The organism is Rhizobium sp. BR 317, assembly GCF_047445835.1.
GTDB lineage: Bacteria > Pseudomonadota > Alphaproteobacteria > Rhizobiales > Rhizobiaceae > Rhizobium > Rhizobium paranaense.
This window is the reverse complement of sequence record NZ_JARWLB010000033.1, coordinates 14594-37712: the sequence shown is the minus strand read 5'-3', so window position 1 is coordinate 37712 and position 23119 is coordinate 14594. Positions and strand designations below refer to the sequence as shown.

Genomic DNA, 23119 nt, shown 5'->3' with positions numbered 1-23119 from the left:
AAAGAACATATCGCCTCTTCTCAAGTCAAAACGGGTGCCGTGAAGGAGATCATGACTACATCAGTCGCCACGTCGAATGCCGTCCTCGACGAGTTGCGCGAGAAAATCGCCAGCCTGGAAGGGACCGGCCTGCGCCATCGCAACGTCCTGCCGTTCGGCGTTAGTGAGATCGATGCGCAGCTGCCGGGAGGTGGGCTCGCCTATGGCGCGCTGCATGAAGTCGCCGGCGGCGGCAACGGCGCGATCGACGGGGCGGCCGCTGCACTCTTCATCGGCGGCATCGCGGCGCGCACCACCGGCAAGGTCGTCTGGTGCCTGACGCGCTTCGATCTGTTCTTTCCGGCACTTGCTCAGGCAGGACTTCATCCTGATCGCGTCATCTTCGTCGAGGGCGACAAAGAAGAGACGGTGCTCGCAAGTTTCGAAGAGGCCTTGCGCTATGGCGGCCTTGGCGCTGTGGTCGCCGAACTGGTGCGCCTGCCGATGACGGCGTCGCGCCGGCTGCAGCTCGCGGCGGAAAAATCCGGTTCATTGGGCCTGGTGATCCGCCGCTGGCGGCGCCAGACGGAAGCCTCCGATTTCGGCATGCCGACGGCCGCGGCAACCCGCTGGCGGATCTCGGTATTGCCCTCCGAACCGCTGCCCGTTCCGGGCGTCGGCCGCGCGCGCTGGCTGGCAGAGCTGATGCGGGTGAGGGCAGGCGAGGGAGGAGAATTTATTATCGGAGCATGTGATGGCCAGGGTMGTATCTGTCTTTCTTCCGACACTGCCGACCGACCGGATCAGGCGCGCCGATCCTTMGCTCTCCCCTGATACGCCCCTGGTGGTCATCGCCAGGAGCGGCTCCAAGCGATGGGTTGCGGCGGCCGACCGGTMAGCGCTCAAACTTGGCCTGCGTGTCGGCATGCCGGCCGCCAAGGCGCAGGCGCTGGTGCAGGGTTTGACGATGATCGACGCCAATCCGGCGGCCGACCTTGCGACACTCGAACGGCTGACATTGTGGGCCTTGTCTCAGTATTCTCCGGTGGTCGCCATGGATCCTCCTGATGGTATCGTCATGGATACCGAAGGCGCCGATCACCTGCAGGGCGGCGAGGACCTGATGCTCTCCGGTCTCGTCAACCGTTTCCGCGGTCGCGGTCTTGCAGCGCGAGCGGCGATCGCCGACAGCTGGGGTGCCGCGCACGCGCTCGCCCGCTCCACCGATCGCGAGACGGTCGTCATTCCGCGCGGCGGGACTGCCAAGGCTATGGACCGCTTGCCGTTGTCGTCGCTGCGACTGCCGGCCGAGATCGTCGGAAGTCTCCGCACCCTCGGCTTTACCACCGTCGGTGATCTTGCCGGCACACCGCGGGCGCCGTTGACGCTGCGTTTCGGGGCGGAAATTGGTCGGCGTCTCGACCAGATGTTCGGCCGGCTCGCCGAGCCGATCGATCCGATCCGGCCGGCCGATCTCGTCGAGGTGCAAAAATCCTTTGCCGAACCGATCGGCGCACCGGAGACCATCGAGAAATATGTAACCCGCCTGGTCCGGCAGCTCTGTCTGGAGCTCGAAAAGCGCGGGCTTGGCGTGCGGCGCGCCGACCTCATCATCCACCGCGTCGACAACAGCCTTCAGTCACTCCGAGCCGGAACGGCCAAGCCCGTCCGCGACATCGCCTGGCTGACAAAACTCTTCCGCGATCGTATCGAAAAGATCGAGCCCGGCTTCGGCATCGAAAAGCTGAGCCTCGCCGCCATCATCGCCGAACCGCTTGCTGACATACAGTCGGCTTCCTCATTGATCGAAGAGCAGGTGACGGATGTGGCGCCGCTGATCGACGTGCTTGGCAATCGCGGCGGCCAGCGGATTTTCCGTGTCGCGCCGGTCGCGAGCGACGTCCCCGAGCGCAGCGTCCAGCGGATTGCGCCGACGGCCGACGAGGTCGGCGCCACCTGGCCGCTCCATTGGCCGCGGCCGTCTCGGCTGCAGGCGCATCCGGAAGCGATCGAGGTGATTGCGCTCTTACCCGATCATCCGCCGGTCTCTTTTATTTGGCGCGGCAAGCGGCGCCGGGTAAAGCGCGCCGACGGCCCGGAGCGCATCTTCGGCGAGTGGTGGCAACGCAGCTCCGAATGGGTCGCCGTGCGCGACTACTTCGTCGTCGAGGATGATGCCGGCGAGCGCTTCTGGATCTTCCGATCCGGCGACGGGGTCGATGCGGACACCGGATCGCACAAATGGTTCCTGCACGGGGTGTTTGCCTGATGCGCTACGCTGAACTCCAGGTCACCACGCATTTCTCGTTCCTCCGCGGCGCAAGCTCGGCGGAAGAACTCTTCGCCACCGCCAAGCTCATGGGTATCGAGGCGCTCGGCGTCGTCGACCGCAACAGCCTGGCCGGCATCGTCCGGGCGCTCGAAGCCTCACGCGCCACCGGCCTGCGGCTCGTCGTCGGTTGCCGGCTCGATCTCGCCGACGGCATGTCGATCCTCGTCTACCCCACCGATCGCGCCGCCTATTCGCGGCTGACCCGGCTGCTGACCCTGGGCAAGGGCAGGGGCGGGAAGGCAAAGTGCATCCTGCACCTCGATGATGTGGCGCACTATTCTGAGGGACTGATCGGCATCCTGGTGCCGGACTTGGCCGACGAGGTCTGCGCGGTGCAGCTCCGGAAGATGGCGGAAATCTTCGGCGATCGCGCCTATGTCTCGCTCTGTCTGCGACGGCGTCCGAACGATCAGCTGCGGCTGCACGAGCTGTCGAACCTCGCGGTGAAGCACCGGGTGAAGACCGTCGTCACCAACGATGTGCTGTTTCATGAGCCCGGCCGGCGGCAGCTACAGGATGTCGTTACCTGCATCCGCACCGGCACCACCATCGACGATGTCGGCTTCGAGCGCGAGCGCCACGCGGATCGATTTTTGAAGCCACCGGAAGAAATGGCGCGTCTGTTTCCCCGCTACCCCGAAGCCTTGGCGCGTACCATGGAGATCGTCGAGCGCTGCACGTTTTCGCTCGAGGAGCTCGTCTACCAGTATCCCGAGGAAGCATTGATCCCTGGCATGACCGCCCAGCAATCGCTGGAACACTATACCTGGGAAGGCGTGATGACGCGATATCCCGAAGGCCTGCCGGCGCATGTCGAAAAGACGATCCGCCATGAACTGGCGCTGATCGAGACGATGAAATACGCGCCCTATTTTTTGACGGTGTTCTCGATCGTCCGCTATGCCCGATCGCAGGACATTCTCTGCCAGGGCCGGGGGTCGGCGGCGAATTCGGCCGTCTGCTATGTGCTCGGCATCACCTCGATCGACCCCGACACCAACGACCTCCTCTTCGAGCGGTTCGTCTCCCAGGAGCGCGACGAGCCGCCCGACATCGATGTCGATTTCGAGCATGAGCGGCGCGAGGAGGTGATCCAGTGGATCTACAAGACCTATGGCCATGACAAGGCCGCACTTTGCTCCACCGTGACCCGCTATCGCGCCAAGGGCGCCATTCGCGATGTCGGCAAGGCGCTCGGCCTGCCCGAAGATCTGATCAAGGCGCTTTCCTCCGGCATCTGGTCCTGGTCGGAAACGGTCGGTGAGAGCCAAGTGCGCGCCCTCGGGCTTAATACGGAGGACCGGCGTCTCGCCCTGACCCTGCGGATTGCCCAGCAGCTGATGGGAGCGCCGCGTCATCTTGGCCAACATCCCGGTGGCTTCGTCTTGACCCATGACCGACTGGATCATCTCGTGCCGATCGAACCGGCGGCGATGGCCGACCGCCAGGTGATCGAATGGGACAAGGACGATGTCGAGGCGCTCAAGATGATGAAGGTCGATGTGCTGGCGCTCGGCATGCTGACCTGCATGGCCAAGGCCTTTGCCCTCATCGGCGAGCATAACCATCAGGATCTCGACCTCGCCACCATCCCACAGGAGGATCCGGCGACCTATGCGATGATCCGCAAGGCCGACACCCTGGGGACGTTTCAGATCGAATCCCGTGCCCAGATGTCGATGCTGCCGCGGATGAAACCGAAAACCTTCTATGACCTCGTTATTCAGGTGGCGATCGTCCGTCCCGGACCGATCCAGGGCGATATGGTCCATCCCTATTTGCGCCGGCGCGAAGGCAAGGAGAAGGTCGAATATCCGACGCCGGAACTGGAAGCGGTCCTCCACAAGACGCTGGGCGTGCCGCTGTTCMAGGAGTCTGCCATGAAGGTGGCGATGGTTTGCGCCGGGTTTACCGGCGGCGAAGCCGACCAGCTCCGCAAATCCATGGCGACCTTCAAGTTCACGGGTGGAGTTTCCCGCTTCAAGGACAAGCTCGTCTCCGGGATGATCAAAAACGGCTATTCGCCGGAATTCGCTGAAAAGACGTTTTCGCAGCTCGAAGGTTTTGGCTCCTATGGCTTTCCCGAAAGCCATGCCGCTTCCTTCGCGCTGATCGCCTATGCCTCAAACTACGTGAAATGCCATTTTCCGGATGTCTTCTGCGCAGCACTGTTGAACTCGCAGCCGATGGGCTTTTATGCGCCGGCACAGATCGTTTCCGACGCGAGAAAGCACGGCGTCGAGGTCCGTCCGGTCTGCATCAACCGCTCGCGTTGGGACTGCACGCTCGAGGAGGTGGACGGCACAAGCCGGCATGCGGTGCGGCTTGGCATGCGTTTGGTACACGGGTTGGCGACTGCCGACGCAGCGCGCATCGTCGCTGCACACGCCGACGAGCCCTTCGCATCGGTGGACGATATGTGGCGGCGGTCTGGGGTCCCGGTTGCCTCACTCGTCGAGCTGGCGCAAGCGGACGCGTTCCTGCCGTCATTGCGGCTCGAACGACGCGATGCGCTCTGGGCGATCAAGGCGCTACGCGACGAGCCGCTGCCATTGTTTACGGCCGCAGCCGAACGCGAGGCGCGGGCGATTGCCGAGCAGCAGGAGCCGGGAGTCGAGCTCAGGCAGATGACCGACGGGCACAATGTCGTCGAAGATTACAGCCACGTCGGGCTGACACTGCGCGAGCACCCTTTGCGATTTATGCGGGCCGATCTTACCAAACGCCGGATCGTCACCTGTACCGAAGCGATGACGGCGCGCGACGGCCAGTGGCTGATGGCGGCCGGCCTGGTGCTGGTGCGCCAGCGGCCGGGATCGGCGAAGGGCGTCATGTTCATCACCATCGAGGACGAGACCGGCATAGCCAATGTCGTCGTCTGGCCGAAACTGTTCGAGCGCTCCCGCCGCGTAGTGCTCGGCGCCAGCATGATGGCGATCAACGGCAGGATCCAGCGGGAAGGCGAGGTGGTTCACCTGGTCGCCCAGCAGCTCTTCGATCTATCGGCGGATTTGTCAGGGCTTGCCGGGCGCGACGGTGCGTTCCATCTGCCGACCGGCCGCGGCGATGAGTTTGCCCATGGCTCTCCGGGAAGTCCGGATTCGCGCGAAAAGGCGCCTTCAGGGGTTCGGGCGAGGGATCTATTCGTGCCGGATCTTCATATCGACACGCTGAAGATCAAGAGCAGGAATTTTCAGTAGAGTGGCTGTTTGCTGATTGCTGCGATCGTGGGGCGGTTGGTTCGATCCCGTTAGGGCGGGCACGTCATAGCGTCACGCTCAGGCCTCGGCCAACGCCGATCGGAGCATGAAAATCGCGAGGGTTTCGCCATTCCCTCCGTCAGGGCACCTATCGGCCAAAGCGACCACCGGTTGGTTGGATCATGGCGGTAGCGAAGGTGGCAACTACCTCCGCCGGAGAAATAGCGAGATCTAGGGCGCGCGTAGCAGTCAAAATTGGCGGCTAACCGAACCGAAATTCCCGGTCGCGCCCGTGTACGGGCAACCACCCGCGCGATTTCTGGGGGCGACGACCCCACAGTGAATCAAATATGGCTCTGTTGCAAAAATTTTTTGGGGCGTAAAATTGGAGAAAAATAATCCTTCTATTGATATTAAATCGCCTTGAACAGCCTCATAGCAGCTGCAGTTCGAGGTGGCGGAATATCAAAGAAGCTGTTTTTTGGCAGCTGTCCAAGGCTTTTTGGAATTTCATTCTATCACAAGAATTTTTTGCAACAKAGCCCTCCCTTCCCAACCGTCAAATTCAGGATTTCGAGGACAGATCGTCCTGATCACCGGCCTTATCGAGCTGCTCGCGTATATAGGCTTCGATGTAGTCGAAGACCTCGACCGCGCCGGCATCCGTCTCGATCAGATCGATCGGGCGACGCCCGCCGAGATGCGCGCTCTCCCTGCGCGCCCACTTCAGGACTTCGCCTTCGGTGCGCAACACCGGGCGGGCCATCTCCAGCATCTTCGCCAGATGATGCGGCTTCGCATACCATGAATGCGGCTTGACGCTGGCCCGCCGGCGGCCGGGGAGGACATCGGGCAATTGCGACGCTCGCAATTCATCATCCGATATATGCCGCCTGACCCAATGAGCGAGCTTCGCCAGCGACACGTTTGCCTCGCGTTCAAGGTCCCCGCCCCGCCAGCCTTGCGCGTCGGGATCACCAGGCCGCGGACGATATCCGGGCAGCGCGCCTTCAACATCTCCAGCGCCGGCGTCAGGTCGGTGTCATTGGTGACAAGCACCACTTGGTCGACCTCGCTGCTCAAGGCATCGTCGTAGAGATGAAGCGCCAGGTTCACATCCGACTGCTTTTCCTCGAGCTTCCAGACCTGGATCTTGTCGCAATCGCGCGGCCAGCGCTTCGGATCGTCGGCCGGAACGATGTGCTGATTGGCCTTATAAAGGGAATAATGGCCCATTACGAAGGAGAGCCTGCCACCGCAGTGCGTCGTCAAGGCATTGTGATATTGGGCCTGTGAAGACACCGAATCCTCGCCCTTGGCGGCACTCTCGATGATCTTGGCTGTGAAATATTTGATCGCGCAGTCCGGATGCAGGGGCATCGTTGCCGGCTCGGCGTCCAGTGTCGGCCTGTAGAGGATTGTCGGCAAAATTTGCGTTTCGAACAGGCTCAGGACGTCGAGCCATTTGAAGGCGGTCTTGCGAAGGCAACCGTAATAAAGATTGTAGCCGTCGATATAGACGCGTGTTCGTAATGCTGGCACTCCTGCCCCCAAGACATAAAAAAACCGGCTTGCGCCGGCTTTTTACCCCAACCGCCCGGAGCCCATGTCTCTCAGGATGCTGGGTTAGTTGTTAGGTTTCAACATAGTGTCGAATAGTTCTCTCGTCAACCGACATTGACAGCCATCAACGACCTGAAACCGGCAGTTTCTCCGTGAATTGAGCCAAGATAGGCATTTCTCGGCAAGTCCGCAACGGAATCACGCATCCCACGCGACGAGTGAATCGGGAGAAGGGCCACCGCCCATACCGGCCGGCCGCGCTCTATGCCGTGGGGGCTCTGTTGCAAAAAGTTTGGATTGCAGGGAAGTTCCCATTTTCTCCATTGTCAGGCGGTTTGAGTTTCGAGATTCGGGGCGAGCAGAGCCACGGCTTCCGTTAATGCGCTCGGACCAATGCCGAAAGCCCGTTCAACGATACGAGCTTCTCCTCGAACGTCGCCGGTCAGGTTGAAAATCGCAGCCTGCCCCTTGCGTAGCGCCCGCAGCACCTCGAAACCTTTGATGGTCGCATAGGCCGTTTTCAGTGTCTTGAACCCTCTGACCGGCCTGATCAATTGCTTGAGCTTACCGTGATCGGCCTCAACGATATTGTTCAGATATTTCACCTGCCGATGCAAAAGCTCTTCAGGGCATTTGCCTTCTGCCTTCAGCTCTGAAATCGCAATGCCGTAGGTCGGTGCCTTGTCGGTGTTGATCACAGTCGGTTTTTCCCAGTCTTTCAATCCATTCAAAGCCTTGCCGAGAAAGCGTTTGGCCCCTTTGGTATTGCGAGTTGGCGAAAGATAGAAATCGATCGTATTGCCGAATTTATCGACGGCCCGGTAAAGATACGTCCATTGGCCGCGGACTTTCACATAGGTTTCATCAAGCCGCCAGCTTGTTGACTGGGGTCGGCGCCAATGCCAGCGCAGCCGCTTATCAATCTCTGGCGCGTATTTCTGGACCCACCGGTAGAGCGTGGAATGATCGACCGCGACACCTCGTTCACCCATCACTTGTTCAAGGTCGCGGTAGCTCACCCCATAGCGGCAATACCATCGAACCGCCCACAAAATCACTTCACCCTGAAAATGACGCAATTTGAAATCGCTCATCAAAAATCTCGCTGAAAATCACCGGCGCTCTTTCGGTGATCAACCGAATTTTTGCAACAGAGCCCTCGATTATCTGTGCCACTCACCTGGATACAGCTGAAGTCCGATCTCAACCCCAAGCGGTTCACGGTTCGCATCGTGCCTGCGCTTCTTGCTCGTTCTGGCAGGACTATTGTGATAGCGAGCGACCGCTCGAGCAGGCAATCAGACGTCTCGGAAAGTCAAAGCGAGCGGCGTGAGCACCCATGAGCGCGGCTCTCAGGCGATGTCAGATGAATGAAAAACTGAAGGACACATCCGACCTGCCCCCTCTCTTCAACTCGATGTCAGAGTTGAACGCGTTTGGCCGCGTTATCATCGTGATTCGCAACTGGCTCGCGAATACAAACTCTTGGTAGCGGCGCCGAAAGCGCTTTACCAGGCGGCGTTTGCAATATGATCGGAAATTCAGCCTGCGATGGCTGGACCGAATAAAGTTAATTCTAAATTAATAGATCGGGCAAATTCTTACAGATACCCGACCCGCGCGGTCATCCTCAGGAGCTGGAGATTCGAATGAAGCGCCCGAGTGTCAAGCAGGCCCTCATTGCAGTCTTATCAGTCATCGGTATCTTCCTCGTTGTTTTGTCGTACAGTTCCCTCAGCACGATCTCGACGCTGAACGACGATACCCACCAAATCGGTGGCTTCTGGATGAAGCGCCTGGTCACCGCCCGAGATATCAAGGGCAACTTCTCTGATCTTAAGCTCGCTTACTCGCGCTATCTATTGCAGGCGTCACCAGACAATCGAGCTGCCGAAGCAGAGCTCCTCAGCGATGCGAACACTGCAGTCGAACGGGCGATTGATGAATATGTCAAAGGCGTCCGAACCGAGCGAGGCCGAGAGCTGATTAATCAAGTCAGTTCAGAACTTAAGAAATATGACGAATTCGCCGAGCAAATGATCCGCCTGCAGGATAGCGGGAAGACAGCCGAGGCGGTCAGTTTTTTCCGCGAGAGCATGGAGCCGCAATCTGATCAGGTGGGCCAAAGGATTGCGGACCTGGTGGCTTTCATCCTGGGCCAGGCCGAAACCTACGTCGCTGGAAGTAGCGCCACGGCAAGCCACGCGTTCACTGTAACAGCAATAATCGCGACTCTCGCGATCTTAGTCGCCTTTGCCGGAACGATATTCGCTGTGTTGGGTATCGCAAATCCGATCCGGCGAATTGCTGACGCCATGAAAATCTTGTCTGATGGAAATCTGCAAAGTGCCATTCCCTATGCCGGCCGCGCGGATGAGATTGGCGCGATGGCTGCGGCAGTGGAGGTTTTCCGACAAGATGCGATAAATGTTCTTCGATTGGAGCAGGAAGCATCCACATCGCGGAGCCAGGCAGAGGCAGCGCGTGCCACAGAACAGKACCGTGCCGAAAAAGAAGCGCGACAACTGCGGTTTGCCACGACAACGTTGGGAAATGGATTAAGGCGTCTGGCTGGCGGAGATGTCTCCGTCCAGCTAACGGAGCCGTTCGCCGCAGAGTACGAGCAATTGCGAGAGGATTTCAACGCGTCACTCAAACAGCTCGGTTCCACCATCGGCGCTGTACTAAAGACGGTGCACAGCATCGAGAGCGGAACGCGCGAAATCGCATTGGGGGCGCAAGACCTTTCCAAGCGTACGGAACAGCAGGCCGCCTCATTGGAAGAGACGGCGGCGGCCCTTGATGAAATTACCGCCAATGTTACCACAGCCTCCAAGCGAACCGACGAGGCTCGCGACGTCGCACAGAAGGCTAATGTCAGTGCCGAACGTTCTGCGTCGGTGGTATCTGAAGCCGAACACGCGATGAGGCGAATCGAGGACAGCTCGGAGCGGATTTCCAATATTATTGCTGTCATCGACGAGATCGCTTTCCAGACAAACTTACTGGCGCTTAACGCAGGCGTTGAAGCTGCTCGAGCCGGGGAAGCGGGTAAAGGCTTTGCCGTTGTCGCTCAAGAGGTCCGCGAACTCGCGCAGCGTGCGGCAACCGCGGCCAAGGAGATMAAGGGCCTCATTGAGAAATCTTCAGCTGAAGTCGACAATGGCGTGAAACTGGTCCTTGAGACTGGCCAGTCGCTAAAATCGATCAGTGACCATGTATCTCAGATCAATCAGCTAATGGCGGCGATCGCGACTTCGGCGCGAGAGCAGTCCACGGGACTTGCCGAAATCAACACTGCGGTCAATCAAATGGATCAATCCACTCAGCAGAACGCGGCGATGGTCGAGCAATCGACGGCAGCGGCCGCATCTTTGTCGAGCGAGGCGAGCAGGTTGCGCGATCTTGTCAACCAGTTTCATATTGACGGCGACGCAGAGCAGATCTTCGCGATGAGAAATACTGTGCGGATCATGGCGGCTTAATCGCGGCATCGGAGCTGCGTCGCTAACTTGAACAAGGCCAATAAGCAGTGGCCCCAAGGAACTCCGTGGCGAGGTCAACTCTTCGGCCTGCTTTGGCGCCGGCGCATTTCCGTTTGGCGTCAACTTGTCGAACGCCTTCGGAAGGTCAACCTAGAATTTCCTCCCTCGAGAGACCAGTTTAGCGGCGAGTTCATTGAGAGTGTCGTCGCCGAGAGCCTGGCTCAGCTCCTGATCGTTTATGTCGGCGCGATCCGTATTCGACATTGCGCAGATCGTGTCCGTCCAGATGGATGAGATCGAATGCGTATGGGATTGCGTCGGAGGCACGGTTACCCTCATTTTTGCCGGATGCGGCAAGTATATAGTTGTGCCGCAATGATTGGGCGAGCGTTTCGATGAACGAAAGCCGCGTCATTTCTGACATGGGGGGAAATGATTTGAACGAGACTCAACAACTGTGGGAATGGCGCGAGAAGATCGCAAATCTCTACTACGAGGTGCGTTCTAGTCCGGACGCGGTTGCCGCCTGGCGGCTTTGGTGCGACACCCGTTCGACCCTGTTTCGCGACCATCCTCAGTCGCCAATTGAATTGGCGGACCGCGAGAAGTTCGAAGGGCCAACGACATTTTCTTATGATCCCTCGTTGCGCCTGACGGTACAGCTTGTCCCGGTAACGCCGGAACGGACAACCGTCGCAACGGGGGTGGATGGCGACCTGTCGATGCATGCATTCTCCCGTACAGCGGGGCTGGAGACTAGATTGGGTGGCGAGTTGACCCTTTACTGGATTGAGGGGTACGGCGGTGGCGTGTTCCTGCCTTTTGTCGACGCGACCTCAGGGACCGAAACTTATGGCGGTGGCCGATATCTCCTCGACACCATCAAGGGAGCGGATCTCGGAGTTGTCCGTCCAGACGGCACACTAGTGCTCGATTTCAACTTCTCCTATTTTCCGTCGTGTGCCTATTCTTCCCGCTATGTCTGTCCATTAGCGCCATCGGGTAATCGACTGAAAGGCGGGGTAAGAGCCGGAGAACGGCTACTTATCTCGAAATGAGCCGCGGTGAAGCGGAGATGCAGTGATTGTGATGAAAGCACATCACTTGCAAATTGGGTTCTACTTGCTGCCATTCACTGTCGGTGCGATTGACCTTCACTGCATCCAGTCGCCTGATAGCTATTTTGATTGGGCTCGAGGCTGGTAGTTGAGTTGACATCAGAATTGCATTGTCAAGAAAGAACGACAGGTCATGGCTTGTCGCCCAGCCGCGCTTCAGCCGCCTCAATTCTTGCGCCCAAAGGTTATTTATCAGAGCTGAGGCCAGTTTTCAGCCGAGTTAAATTTCGATCTAAAAGACCTTTTTAAATAGATCAAAAGCTGTGGTTCCATAACAGAACCTTATGCCAGCCAATCGAAATGGTTGGTCGAGGGTCCGAGTTGGTTCAAGAGCGTGTATAAGGAATGTCAGCATCATCGCGGCTGGGATCCTAGTTGCTAGGAACGTAGAAGGATCACGGCTCCAGTCTCATGTATGGGTTAGCTAGCAGCGCTCCTGCCTCATTTCTTCAGCGCCCGTCTTACTAGCAAGCGACATTACCTCAGAGAAAATTCTTCCGATAAGACGCCGTTAACGACAGCATTCAATCCGCTTTGCTTCGAAGATTAGAACATCTTCTCCTATCTAAAAGCTACTAAAACTATAGGGTAAATTATCTAATCGAAACCGGATTTATCGCCATCATGAACGTCCTCGCACTCAGCGGCAATGTCAAAAGACCGTCTAGGACGGCGTCCTTGGTCAACCTCATCGTCGATCGCTTGCGGCAGCGTGTCGGTGGCCACGTGCAGTCCATCGAGCTTGTCGATGCGGCACCCGTGCTCTTTCGCGCGCTCAGAGCAGATCAGCTCGATGCCGAGGGCAAGGCGATCATTGCCGCGGTGGAAGGCTCTGATATCATCATCGTCGGATCGCCCGTCTACCGCGCGTCTTATAGTGGTGCACTGAAGCATCTGTTTGACCTTGTCGATTATCGGGCATTGGCGGGCAAACGTATCGTTTTAGTTGCCACAGGCGGCACGCCGTTGCACGGCCTGATGCTTGAGCACCAATTGCGGCCGCTCTTTGGCTTCTTCAATGCGCTGACCGTCCCGACCGCAATCTATGCGCTTGAGGCCGACTTTACCGATTACGAACTCACAAATCCTGCCGTCTTCGAGCGTGTAGATCGAGCCGTCGAGGAGGTCGCGGCTATCACGCAGGCGATCGACATCGGAGTGGTCGCCGCGTMGGGGAAACACAGCGGACTGGCAGCTTAGTCCATAGAACGAAATTCAAGAGGGAGCCTTACATGACTTTTTCCAATGCCTCGAACGATCCGGTCAAATTTGCCTATTGGGTGCCGAATGTTTCGGGCGGGCTGGTGATTTCGAATATCGAACAGCGCACAAGCTGGACGATCGAATACAACAGAAAGCTTGCGCAGATCGCCGAAGCGAGCGGTTTCGACTATGCCCTGAGCCAGATCCGTTTCACGGCAGGTTATGGGGCGGAATTTCAGCATGAGTCCGTCTCATTCAGCCACGCCCTGCTTGAATCGACGACGACGTTGAAGGTGATCGCCGCGATCCTGCCTGGTCCTTGGAATCCGGCCCTTGCCGCCAAGCAGATTGCCACCATCAATCACCTGACCAACGGGCGCGTCGCGGTCAATATCGTCAGCGGCTGGTTCCGCGGCGAATTCGCCGCCATTGGCGAGCATTGGCTCGATCATGACGAACGCTATCGCCGGTMGGAGGAGTTCATCCGTGCGCTTCGCGGTATCTGGACAGAGGATAATTTCACCTTCCGGGGCGATTTCTATCGCTTCAACAATTATTCGCTGAAGCCGAAGCCGATCGATCCGCAGCCGGAAATCTTCCAGGGCGGCTCCTCCCGTGCGGCTCGCGACATGGCGGCACGCGTCTCCGACTGGTACTTTACCAACGGCAATACGCCGGCCGAGATTCGCAAGCAGGTTGACGATATTCAGTCGAAGGCCAAGGAGAACGGCCACTCCGTGCGGATCGGGGTCAACGCCTTTGCAATCGTGCGCGAGACGGAGGAAGAAGCCAAGGCGGTGCTTGCTGAGATCATCGAGAAAGCCAATCCGGAGGCGGTCAATGCCTTCGGGCATGAAGTGAAGAACGCCGGCAAAGCGTCGCCGGAAGGTGAAGGAAATTGGGCGAAATCCTCTTTCGAAGACCTTGTTCAATATAATGATGGCTTCCGCTCGAACCTTATCGGCACGCCACGGCAGGTTGCCGAGCGGGTTGTGGCGCTGAAGCAGGCGGGTGCGGATCTGATCCTGCTTGGCTTCCTGCACTTCCAGGAGGAGGTCGAGTATTTCGGCAAGCATGTGATCCCGCTGGTTCGTGAGCTCGAAGAGGCCGCCAGCACGCAGCCGGTGGCAGCCGAATAGGCTCGCTGCAGCAAAATACCTCGCAAGTGAAACATGATCGGCGCGTGGGCCGATTGGTCCACGCCGACGGGATCGGCGTGGCATGTTCAAGCCGCGCCCGAGCCGAATGGAGGACACTGAATGCCTGCCGCGACCTATTCCCTTGACGTGCTGGATCCCGGTACGCTGCGGGGCTCCGGCGACCAGATTGCCCGCGCGTTGCCACCGGGCAAGACCGGCGGCATCCCGCAGCATGACGAAGCGACCCATGCTCTCTCTTTGCATGGCATCAGCCTGTCATTCGGTGGCGTCGCTGCCTTGGTCGATGTAGACCTTTCTGTCGAGCCGGGGGAGATCCGGGCGATCATTGGTCCAAATGGCGCCGGCAAGAGTTCGCTGATCAACGTTATCAGCGGTGTCTATCGCTCGAACCATGGCCATGTTCGAATCGGTTCCAACTCCTATCGCCATGTGCCGACGGAACGGCTGGCATCGCTCGGCGTTGCCCGTACGTTCCAGAACCTCGCCTTGTTCAAGGGCTTGAGCGTCATCGATAATGTCGTCGCCGGCCGAGCGTATAAGGTGCGCTCGACCTTTGCCGGGCAGATCCTTGGCCTTGGCCGCGCACGCCGCGAAGAGGCGGATGCGCGCGAGCGGGCGGCCCGTATCCTCGAGTTCCTGCATCTGGATCAGGTTAGCGATCGTCTCGTAGGCACGCTTCCCTACGGGCTGCAAAAACGCGTCGAACTGGCCCGCGCCTTGGTGGCCGAACCGAAGATCCTGCTTCTGGACGAGCCCATGGCTGGGATGACGGCGAGCGAAAAGAACGACATGGCGGACTTCATCCGGTCCGCCCGAGATCAGTATGACACGACGATGATCCTCATCGAACACGATATCGGCGTGGTCATGCAGCTTTCCGACCGGATCGCAGTCCTCGATTACGGGCGCAAGATCGCCGATGGCAGCCCAGCCGAAATTCGTGCCGACGAGCGCGTCATTGACGCCTATCTCGGCGTTGTCGCAGAAAACGAGGATGGGGAGGGCATCTGATGGCAGATTTCGACTGGCTGTTTCTGATCGAAGTGCTGGTTGGCGGCTTGCTGTCGGGCATCATGTATTCGCTCGTCGCCATCGGTTTCGTGCTGATCTACAAGACGTCGGGCGTCCTCAATTTCGCGCAAGGGGCGATGTTGCTGTTTGCCGCGCTGACCTTCGTCAGCCTGCTTGAGCGCGGCCTTCCCTTCGCGCTCGCGCTTGTCCTTACCTTCATCGTCATGGTGCTGATCGGTCTCGCCGTCGAGCGTACGGTGCTGCGGCCATTGACCAACAAGCCGCCGATCACGCTTTTCATGGCGACACTTGGGCTCTCCTATATCATCGAGGGGGCAGCTCAGCTCATTTGGGGCACGCAGGTCCACCGTCTGGAGCTGGGGATCGAGGATGTTCCCTTTGATGTCGGCGGTGTGTTCATCAGCCAGTTCGATCTATTTGCGGCGGCAGTTGCTGCCGCGATGGTGGCGGTGTTGTCTGCCTTCTTCCGCTACACCCGAATTGGGCTGGCATTCCGGGCCGTCGCGGACGATCAGTTCGCTGCACTTGCGGTCGGGCTTAAACTCCCCTGGATTTGGGCAACGGTCTGGGCGGCTGCCGGTGTCGTGGCGCTGGTTGCCGGCCTGTTGTGGGGCGCGCGGCTCGGCGTGCAGTTCTCTCTGTCATTGGTGGTGCTGAAAGCGCTGCCCGTCCTCGTCCTCGGCGGCTTCGATTCCGTTCTGGGCGCGATCGTCGGCGGTCTGTTAATCGGCGCGACCGAGAAGCTCGCGGAAGTCTATATCGGCGAATATTTCGGCGGCGGCATCGAAGGCTGCATCGCCTATGTCGCAGCACTCGCCTTCCTCCTCATCCGCCCCTCCGGCCTGTTTGGGCAAAAGCTCGTGGAAAGGGTCTGATATGGTTGTCGTTACCGCCGATCTTCATCCCACACGGCTCTTCAGCCGCTGGCTGACGCCGATTGCCATCCTTGCGGGCGCCTATCTCCTCGTCCCCTTTATCGGTTCGACCTATTTGTTCGAGGCGATCCTTTTGCCGTTCCTGGCGCTCAGCCTTGCCGGTGTCGGACTGAATCTGCTTACCGGCTATGCAGGTCAGGTCTCGCTCGGAAGCGCGGCCTTCATGGCCGTCGGTGCCTTTGCCGCGTATAATTTCAACCTGCGTATCGATGGCCTGCCTTTGATCGTCAGTATCCTGCTGGCCGGCCTTGTAGCGGCGGCGATCGGCATCATCTTCGGCTTGCCAAGCCTTAGATTGAAGGGCTTTTATCTGGCGGTGTCGACGCTTGCCGCGCAGTTCTTCGTGCAATGGGCCCTTACCAAATTTAGCTGGTTTTCCAACGACTCTGCCTCCGGGGTCATCGATGCGCCGCCTTTGACGCTTGCCGGCGTGGAATTTACAGGCCCGGCAGGCCGCTATCTCTTTTCGCTTACGATCGTCGTGGTGCTGACCTTCCTGGCGCATCGGCTGACGACCTCTCAAACCGGCCGCAACTTCATCGCCGTTCGGGACAATGAGATAGCGGCCCGTATCATCGGTGTGCCCGTGCTGAAAACCAAGCTGCTGGCCTTCGCGATCTCCTCTTTCATCATCGCGGTCGCGGGAGCGCTTTGGGCCTTTTCCTATCTGAGGACCGTCGAGCCGGCCGGCTTCAATCTCGACCGATCGTTCCAGATCCTTTTCATCATCATCATCGGCGGGGTTGCGTCGACGCGGGGCGCCTTTCTCGGCGCCGCTCTCATCGTCGTCTTCCCGCTCGTGCTGTCCCGGCTGGGCTCGTTCCTGCTTGGTGATGTCTTCGATTCCGGCGTGCTCGATATGAGCCAGCGCATCGTGCTCGGCGCCTTGATCATTCTGTTTCTGATCCTCGAACCGGACGGGCTTTCCTCCCTCTGGAGCAAGATCCGAATGCGGTTGGGCTCTCCCATCGGCAGGCTGGCCTGACCACGCCGGGGCAGAAGCTCCGAAAACACCAAACCCATCGCTCGTTCAACCCAGTTCCGGCCATTACACCGGACAATACCCGGAGTGTATCCAAATATGACGATGCTTGCGAAATTGAAGGCCGCTGTCATTGCGGCTGGACTGGCCGTCTCGGTTGCGATACCGGCCGTCCATGCAGACGAACAATATTTCCCGCTGCAGAGCTATCGCGTCGGGCCCTATGCGGCCGGCGGCACGGGCTTCTTCGGCGGTTTCATCGATTACCTGAACCTCATCAACACGCGCGACGGCGGCGTTAACGGCGTCAAGCTCACCTGGTCGGAAGCGGAAACGCAGTACGAGGTGGAGCGTGGCGTCGAGGCCTATGAGCGCCTCAAGAGCAATCCGAATATTGCTGCCTGGAATCCCCTTTCCGTCGGCATCGCCTACGCCATGATCGACCGCATCACGCAGGACAAGGTGCCGTTGATCACCATCAACCACGGTCGCACGGATTCCACCGACGGCCGCGTTTTCCCCTATGTCTTTCCGTTGCTGCTCAATCCCTACAGCGAGACCTCGGGCATCGTGAACTACATCGGCTCCAAGCTCGGCGGTCTCGACAAGCTGAAGGGCAAGAAGATCGTCGTGCTCTATCACGGCTCGCCTTACGGCAAGGAAACGATCCCGATCTATGAACTCCTGTCGCAGAAATATGGCTTCGAACTGCAGCAGATCGAAGTACCGCATCCGGGCAATGAACAACAGGCGCAATGGCTGACGATACGCCGCGCCAAGCCGGATTATGTCGTGCTGCGCGGCTGGGGCGTCATGAACCCGGTCGCCCTGAAAACCGCGGCCAAGACCGGCTTTCCTGCCGACCACATCATCGGCAATGTCTGGTCCAACTCGGAAGAGGACGTGATCCCGGCCGGCGACGCCGCGAAGGGATATACCGCCATCACCACCCAAGCCTCCGGCACGGAATATCCAATCGTCCAGGAGATTGTGAAAACGCTCTATGACAACGGCAAGGGCAATCTCGAAGACAAGAAGCGTATCGGCTCCGTCTACCACAATCTCGGCATCGTCAACGGTATCCTGAATGTCGAGGCGATCCGTATCGCCCAGGAAAAGTTCGGACACCGCACCCTGACCGGCGACGAGGTTCGCTGGGGCTTCGAGCATCTCCAGCTTGATCCGGCTCGCGTCGAGGCGCTTGGCGCCAAAGGCCTGTTCCATTCCATCAACGTCGCCTGGGACAATCACGAGGGCAACGGCTACGTGACCTTCCAGCAGTGGGACGGCAAGAAGTGGAACGTCGTCTCCGATTGGATTGCGCCGGACTGGGCACTGCTCCGGCCGATCATCGAGAAATCTTCGGAAGCCTACGCCAAGGAAAAGGGCATCAAGTTGCGCACATCTGAAGACGCACAGGCCGTGACGAACTGAGCCCCGTGGCTGGGCATCGGCAGCGCGGCCCTGCTGCTTTCTGCCGATGCCCGGCTCGCACACGAAACCACACCGAGATTGGGTGGACCATGGCTGGAAAAGACGTTCTGCTGAGCGTGGACGGGATCAAAGCGACCTACAATGGAGCAATCACGGCGCTCCACGGTGTCAGCTTTACATTGCGCCGCGGCGAGATTCTGGCCCTTCTAGGTGCTAACGGCGCCGGCAAGACGACGACGCTCAAGGCGATTTCGAATCTGCTTCCGGCCGAGCGCGGCGAGATTACCGCCGGCGGCGTCCTGTACGAGGGCCGCGACGTCACTACGGCAACGCCGGCCGAATTGGTGCGCGCCGGTCTCGTGCAGGTCCTTGAGGGCCGGCATTGCTTCCGTAATTTGACCATCGAAGAAAATCTCGTTTCCGGCGGTATCGGACGGAGCGGCTCGCGCTCTGAGATCGCCGCGGATCTGGAGAGAATCTACACGATTTTTCCCCGGCTGAAGGTGAAGCGCCGCGCGTCGGCCGGCCTTGCCTCGGGCGGTGAACAGCAAATGGCGGCGATCGGACGCGCGCTGATGTCACGTCCAAAGCTGCTGGTGCTCGACGAACCGTCCATGGGGCTGGCGCCGATCGTCGTGCAGGATATTTTCCGGACGCTGCGGCGGCTGAATGTTGAAAGCGGCCTTTCCATTCTCGTTGCCGAACAGAATTCGGCGATCGCCCTGCGTTACGCCGACCGCGCGACAGTCCTCGAAAACGGCGCTGCTGTGCTTTCGGGAAATGCAGCCGAGCTGCGCGGGCGCGACGACGTCAAGGCATTTTATCTCGGTCAGAAATCCATGCCGGTACTCACACCCGCAGCAACAAACCTCCCACCGGCCTGATCGGCCGTCATCGTCAACCAGGAGAAACCATCATGACGCTCTCACAGGTCAATACCGAAAATGCCGTCAAGGCTGTGCCTGCCGTTCCTCGCCCGGCCGAACCTGCCCATGTCATCAAGGACGATGCTGAGGCAATCGCCGTTGCCCGCCGGCTTGCGGCCGAATTCGTGAAGGACTCGGCCAAGCGCGACCGCGAACGCATATGGCCCGTCGCCGAACTGGATGCCTTTTCGCAAAGCGGCTTGTGGTCCATCAATGTGCCAAAAGCCTTCGGCGGGCCGGAGGTTTCGTACGCCACGCTCGCAAAGGTCATCGAGATCATATCGGCAGCCGATTCCTCGATCGGCCAGATTGCCCAAAACCATCTGGGCGTCGTCGCCGCGATCCGGACCGTATCGGATCCCGCCCAGCAGAAGCTTCTGTTCGCCGAGGTGCTGAAAGGCACCCGCTTCGGCAACGCGTTTTCKGAATTCGGTTCCAAACGGGCGGTCGATTTCGAAACGCGCTTCACCGATGCCGGCGACCACGTTGTCGTCACCGGGCGCAAGTTCTATTCCTCCGGTGCGTTGCTGGCGCATTTGGTGCCGATCGTCGCGCTCGATGACGAGGGGCGGGCCTGGTATGCGATAGCGGAGCGGGATGCGCCAGGGCTCACCGTCATCGATGACTGGTCCTCGTTTGGGCAGCGCACGACGCTGTCGGGCACCGTTCTGCTCGACAACGTCAAAGTGCCGAAGACCCATCTCGTGCCCGGATACAAGGGCTATGAAGTGCCGACCGCCGATGGTGCGATTTTCCAGATCATCCAGGTTGCCGTCGACACCGGTATCGCGCAGGCCGCCATTGACGAGACGGTTGCCTTCGTGCGCACAAAGAGCCGGGCGTGGGTGGATAGCGGCCAGGATCATGCCTGGGAGGATCCTTATACGATCCAGGCCGTCGGCGATTTGACGCTGCGCCTGCATGCCGCGCAAGCGCTTCTAGAAAAAGCCGGTTATGCAATCGACCGCGCTGTGTTGAACCCCAATGCCGACACTGTAGCTGAGGCGCAGATCGTGACGGCCGAGGCCAAGATCCTGTCGACCGAAATCGCAATTGCGGCGACCAACAAGCTGTTCGAGCTGGCCGGCACCCGCTCAACGCTCGCCGAGCACAATCTCGATCGCCATTGGCGCAATGCGCGCACCCATACGCTCCATGACCCTGTGCGCTGGAAATACGCCATTCTCGGAAGATACTTCCTGAATGGCGAAAATCCCCCGCTGCATGCGTGGAGTTGACGATCCGCAGAGGTCTCTTGCGCCGTTTCGGCGTGAGAGACCTCAAGGCTCGTGGCAAGCAAACCAAATGCGGCCTCTGCCAAATACATGATGGAGGCAAAGCGGGCCGACGGTGAGAGGAGCCACAACCGACCGTCGCGTCTAGAAGCAATAATTTTCAAGGCTTCAAGAACAGCGGAGACGTCCAAATTCGCGATTGGTCCCGCTGACGCGCCGTCAGGAACAACGGATGCTCTCGCCCCGGATCGAGCTCGAGTTTGTTGAGCGAGATCTCGCCAGCAAGATCTCGCGGCAAAGGCTGGTCTGTMACCCTTTCCACGATAAGGCGCAGCTCGACGCCCGGCAGGTCGAGGGTGACCGAGCCCTTCGCAATCAGATCTTTCCCACTAACTCCCAGCCTTGCCTCGGGGGCATGCACATGCGGCGGCGGCTGAAGCGGGTCGCCGATCTTGCTGTAGCCGTGGAGTTTGGCGTCGATGGTGATGTGAGCGTCGCGCAGATCGGAGAGCTTCAGCTCAATACCGTCGATATCGCCATGCGTTGCCGTTCTAAAGCCAAGCTTGCCAAGGCCCGTGCGCCACACGCTCTGTTCAGGATGGTCAAAGCCGACCCCATAAACATCAAGAAGCGCCGCGCCAGTCACGGCGACATCGCCGCTCCAGTAAGCCGCCCGATAGCGATCCTTGATGCGCGCACCGCCGAAACGGATGCGGACACTGCGTTCGCTGAAACCCGCCTCCGCATGCAGATCGCGGCTCCACACGAGGCGATCGCCGTCATAGAGTTGAACCTCTTCCCAGCCGGCATGGCCGAGCAGACGATAGGAGAGCGGCTTGTTAAGTTCGGCGTTGAACACTTCGCCCATCAAATGTTTTCCCTGGGACAGAACAGCAAAACTGTGTTCACCGGTCGTGGCAAAGGTACGCCGTGCTCGGAGCGCGCTGCCGACGCCGGCACGATCGAAGCGGTCGGCGATGACGCCCGTCAGTCCGCCGCGCGAACCGAACGTTCCGGTCGCCGGTGCACCGCCACCGCATCGGCCTTGGTGCTCGTCGCTCGCAGCCGAAGCACCGACCCGGTATCCGCGCGCGAGTGCTTCGGTGTAGAGCCAATGGAATTGTCCCCAGGCGGAACCAATCTCGATGAGACGTTCCAGCTCCGGGTGGTTCCAATCCAGAATGCAGCGCCGGCCGCCCACATGTGGGATCAGCAAATGGCCCTCCGGATCGTCCTGATAGGCGGTATGGAGCCGATCGACCGGCCACACGCCGGGTCGGATCGTTMCGGCGGTGGTCTCATTCCATTCGAAAGAGCGAAGAGACTGCCCTTTTTCATCAAAGGGGAAGCGCGGCTTGCCGTCACGAAGGAAGACGACGTTGCGGTCGCCGCCGGCTGCGGAGTTGCCGCACCATTCGGTGCCCGGATAGCAGACGAAGCGGCCGGGCTCATTGAGGCCATGGATAATCTCCACGGCCTTGTCCCAATTCGCTTCGGTGATGTTGAAGTCGTTGACGGTATAGCCCACCACGTCAAGTCCGGCGATGTCCCGTCCATAGGTGAGATTATAGGTCGCGTCGTTGGTTCCGACGGTGTTGTCGGAGTGAACGTGCAGATCCGCGTAGAGTGGACGCGAGGCGCCTTCTTCACTCTGCACATAGGCGAGGGCTGTGGCKACAAAAGCTTCGTCCTCCAGCCGTGCTTCCAGTTTCCACTCGCCGGTTTCAGTGAAGGAAAGGCCGGAAATCCGCGCGAATGTCCAGTCCTGCGCGGCTAGCGCGATCGCCTCCGTGCGTTGCGTCGCATCGGGAGCGGTGATTACCAGCGTGCCCCGCAAATTGCGGTCACGGCAGGTGTTCCCCCATATGTCGTCGACGCGCACGATCGCATCGAAGGATTGGCCGAGGCCAACAAGGCGCGGAGCCATGACCTGAAGGGCGTGGGGCCGGCCGGCCGAGATTTCGAGCTTGCAGTCGCCCGGCACTTCGGCAAATTTCGAGCTTCCCAACGGATCGATGAACAGCCGGAAACGGAATGCCTTTTCCACGAAAGTCTGCACACGAGTGCCGGCCCCGCCCTGCCGCCGATCGCCGAGGCGGATGACGATTCTGTCGCCGGGATTGAGGTAGCCGTCGACGACATCGATGATGACGGCCTTCTGGAAGGGACGCTCGTGCCCCTTCTGGTCGAAGCGCACTTTCAGCGCCTGCACCGTCGCCGGGCTCTGGCCAAGAACCAGCGGTCCGGCATGATACTCGGCGGAAACGTAGTTGGCGCCCGTCGGGTCCGTTGTCTGGAATAATGCCCAATCGGAATAGAATTTGAAGGCGAGCTTCAGCCATGCGCCATCGGCAAGGCCGACAGCACCGACCTCATAGACAAGTTCCAGTTCAGTCCACTCGCCGGCGGTCAGCGTCTGTCTCTGGCAGGTGAGACGGCCGAGGAAGGGAAGCGTGTCGAAATAGGCGGCAAGGCCGGCTGGTGAATGTACGGTGGTTTGGGGCGCCTTACGCGGCAAAGTCTCTGTCATGGGAG

Annotated in this window: 17 protein-coding genes and 2 pseudogenes; 14 read left to right on the top strand and 5 right to left on the bottom strand. The window is 59.5% G+C overall.

Going from position 1 to position 23119, the window contains the following annotated elements; genetic code table 11:
• The first annotated feature begins 51 nt into the window (after window positions 1-51).
• From QD357_RS30105 to QD357_RS30095, 3 genes are read left to right on the top strand one after another with little or no spacing between them, the layout of a single operon-like run.
• Window positions 52-813 (top strand): ImuA family protein, encoded by a 762-nt coding sequence (locus tag QD357_RS30105; RefSeq protein WP_414125723.1) that lies wholly within the window; start codon window positions 52-54, stop codon window positions 811-813.
• Window positions 734-2248 (top strand): Y-family DNA polymerase, encoded by a 1515-nt coding sequence (locus QD357_RS30100; RefSeq protein ID WP_414125722.1) that lies wholly within the window; start codon window positions 734-736, stop codon window positions 2246-2248. Before QD357_RS30105 ends, QD357_RS30100 begins: the two co-directional genes overlap by 80 nt.
• On the top strand, window positions 2248-5511 hold the full coding sequence (locus tag QD357_RS30095) for an error-prone DNA polymerase (protein WP_414125735.1): 3264 nt from the start codon (window positions 2248-2250) through the stop codon (window positions 5509-5511). Before QD357_RS30100 ends, QD357_RS30095 begins: the two co-directional genes overlap by 1 nt.
• 565 nt (window positions 5512-6076) lie before the next feature.
• Here the strand turns inward: QD357_RS30095 and QD357_RS30090 are convergent.
• The 3 genes from QD357_RS30090 to QD357_RS30080 form a co-directional block, all read right to left on the bottom strand.
• A complete protein-coding gene (locus QD357_RS30090) occupies window positions 6077-6265 on the bottom strand; it encodes an antitoxin Xre/MbcA/ParS toxin-binding domain-containing protein (protein WP_414125721.1) in 189 nt (62 codons plus the stop codon).
• On the bottom strand, window positions 6238-7053 hold the full coding sequence (locus QD357_RS30085; protein ID WP_414125720.1) for an NYN domain-containing protein: 816 nt from the start codon (window positions 7051-7053) through the stop codon (window positions 6238-6240). The genes QD357_RS30090 and QD357_RS30085 overlap by 28 nt, the downstream gene beginning before the upstream one ends.
• Before the next feature lie 347 nt (window positions 7054-7400).
• Window positions 7401-8168 carry an IS6 family transposase gene (locus QD357_RS30080; RefSeq protein WP_414125719.1) on the bottom strand — a complete coding sequence of 256 codons (768 nt, stop codon included), beginning with the start codon at window positions 8166-8168 and terminating at the stop codon, window positions 7401-7403.
• 69 nt (window positions 8169-8237) lie between these two features.
• Between QD357_RS30080 and QD357_RS30075 the strand changes: the two are divergent.
• Window positions 8238-8407: pseudogene (locus tag QD357_RS30075) on the top strand (ATP-dependent DNA ligase); the annotation flags it as partial.
• A 316-nt stretch (window positions 8408-8723) separates the two neighbouring features.
• Window positions 8724-10559, top strand: a complete 1836-nt coding sequence (locus QD357_RS30070) for a methyl-accepting chemotaxis protein (RefSeq protein ID WP_414125718.1) — start codon at window positions 8724-8726, stop codon at window positions 10557-10559.
• A 238-nt stretch (window positions 10560-10797) separates the two neighbouring features.
• Here the strand turns inward: QD357_RS30070 and QD357_RS30065 are convergent.
• A pseudogene (locus QD357_RS30065) lies at window positions 10798-10917 on the bottom strand (ATP-dependent DNA ligase); the annotation flags it as partial.
• Between the two features lie 37 nt (window positions 10918-10954).
• On the opposite strand from QD357_RS30065, the gene QD357_RS30060 reads away from it, so the two are divergent.
• The 9 genes from QD357_RS30060 (at window position 10955) to QD357_RS30020 (ending at window position 20587) form a co-directional block, all read left to right on the top strand.
• Window positions 10955-11617 (top strand): DUF1684 domain-containing protein, encoded by a 663-nt coding sequence (locus QD357_RS30060; RefSeq protein ID WP_183941131.1) that lies wholly within the window; start codon window positions 10955-10957, stop codon window positions 11615-11617.
• A gap of 684 nt (window positions 11618-12301) precedes the next feature.
• The gene (msuE, locus tag QD357_RS30055) at window positions 12302-12877 is read left to right on the top strand and encodes an FMN reductase (protein ID WP_414125717.1); all 576 of its coding nucleotides are present in this window, start codon (window positions 12302-12304) and stop codon (window positions 12875-12877) included.
• A gap of 32 nt (window positions 12878-12909) precedes the next feature.
• Window positions 12910-14019 carry a dimethylsulfone monooxygenase SfnG gene (sfnG, locus tag QD357_RS30050; protein ID WP_414125716.1) on the top strand — a complete coding sequence of 370 codons (1110 nt, stop codon included), beginning with the start codon at window positions 12910-12912 and terminating at the stop codon, window positions 14017-14019.
• A 120-nt stretch (window positions 14020-14139) separates the two neighbouring features.
• Window positions 14140-15051 carry an ABC transporter ATP-binding protein gene (locus QD357_RS30045; protein ID WP_414125715.1) on the top strand — a complete coding sequence of 304 codons (912 nt, stop codon included), beginning with the start codon at window positions 14140-14142 and terminating at the stop codon, window positions 15049-15051.
• Window positions 15051-15947, top strand: coding sequence for a branched-chain amino acid ABC transporter permease (locus tag QD357_RS30040; protein ID WP_414125714.1), 897 nt, complete (start codon window positions 15051-15053; stop codon window positions 15945-15947). Before QD357_RS30045 ends, QD357_RS30040 begins: the two co-directional genes overlap by 1 nt.
• 1 nt (window position 15948) lies before the next feature.
• On the top strand, window positions 15949-16992 hold the full coding sequence (locus QD357_RS30035) for a branched-chain amino acid ABC transporter permease (protein ID WP_414125713.1): 1044 nt from the start codon (window positions 15949-15951) through the stop codon (window positions 16990-16992).
• Between the two features lie 96 nt (window positions 16993-17088).
• Window positions 17089-18423 (top strand): ABC transporter substrate-binding protein, encoded by a 1335-nt coding sequence (locus QD357_RS30030; RefSeq protein WP_414125712.1) that lies wholly within the window; start codon window positions 17089-17091, stop codon window positions 18421-18423.
• 89 nt (window positions 18424-18512) lie between these two features.
• On the top strand, window positions 18513-19307 hold the full coding sequence (locus QD357_RS30025; RefSeq protein WP_414125711.1) for an ABC transporter ATP-binding protein: 795 nt from the start codon (window positions 18513-18515) through the stop codon (window positions 19305-19307).
• A gap of 32 nt (window positions 19308-19339) precedes the next feature.
• Window positions 19340-20587, top strand: coding sequence for an SfnB family sulfur acquisition oxidoreductase (locus QD357_RS30020; RefSeq protein WP_414125710.1), 1248 nt, complete (start codon window positions 19340-19342; stop codon window positions 20585-20587).
• A 157-nt stretch (window positions 20588-20744) separates the two neighbouring features.
• Here the strand turns inward: QD357_RS30020 and QD357_RS30015 are convergent, their stop codons facing one another.
• Window positions 20745-23114: a hypothetical protein gene (locus tag QD357_RS30015; RefSeq protein WP_414125709.1), complete on the bottom strand. Its 2370-nt coding sequence runs from the start codon at window positions 23112-23114 to the stop codon at window positions 20745-20747.
• Between the last annotated feature and the right edge of the window lie 5 nt (window positions 23115-23119).

Bases quoted from the DNA above. Each gene is read 5' to 3' on its own strand.
- QD357_RS30080 (WP_414125719.1), bottom strand. From the start codon at position 8,168: ATGAGCGATTTCAAATTGCGTCATTTTCAGGGTGAAGTGATTTTGTGG.
- QD357_RS30060 (WP_183941131.1), top strand. From the start codon at position 10,955: ATGAACGAAAGCCGCGTCATTTCTGACATGGGGGGAAATGATTTGAAC.
- QD357_RS30045 (WP_414125715.1), top strand. From the start codon at position 14,140: ATGCCTGCCGCGACCTATTCCCTTGACGTGCTGGATCCCGGTACGCTG.
- QD357_RS30040 (WP_414125714.1), top strand. From the start codon at position 15,051: ATGGCAGATTTCGACTGGCTGTTTCTGATCGAAGTGCTGGTTGGCGGC.
- QD357_RS30035 (WP_414125713.1), top strand. From the start codon at position 15,949: ATGGTTGTCGTTACCGCCGATCTTCATCCCACACGGCTCTTCAGCCGC.
- QD357_RS30030 (WP_414125712.1), top strand. From the start codon at position 17,089: ATGACGATGCTTGCGAAATTGAAGGCCGCTGTCATTGCGGCTGGACTG.
- QD357_RS30025 (WP_414125711.1), top strand. From the start codon at position 18,513: ATGGCTGGAAAAGACGTTCTGCTGAGCGTGGACGGGATCAAAGCGACC.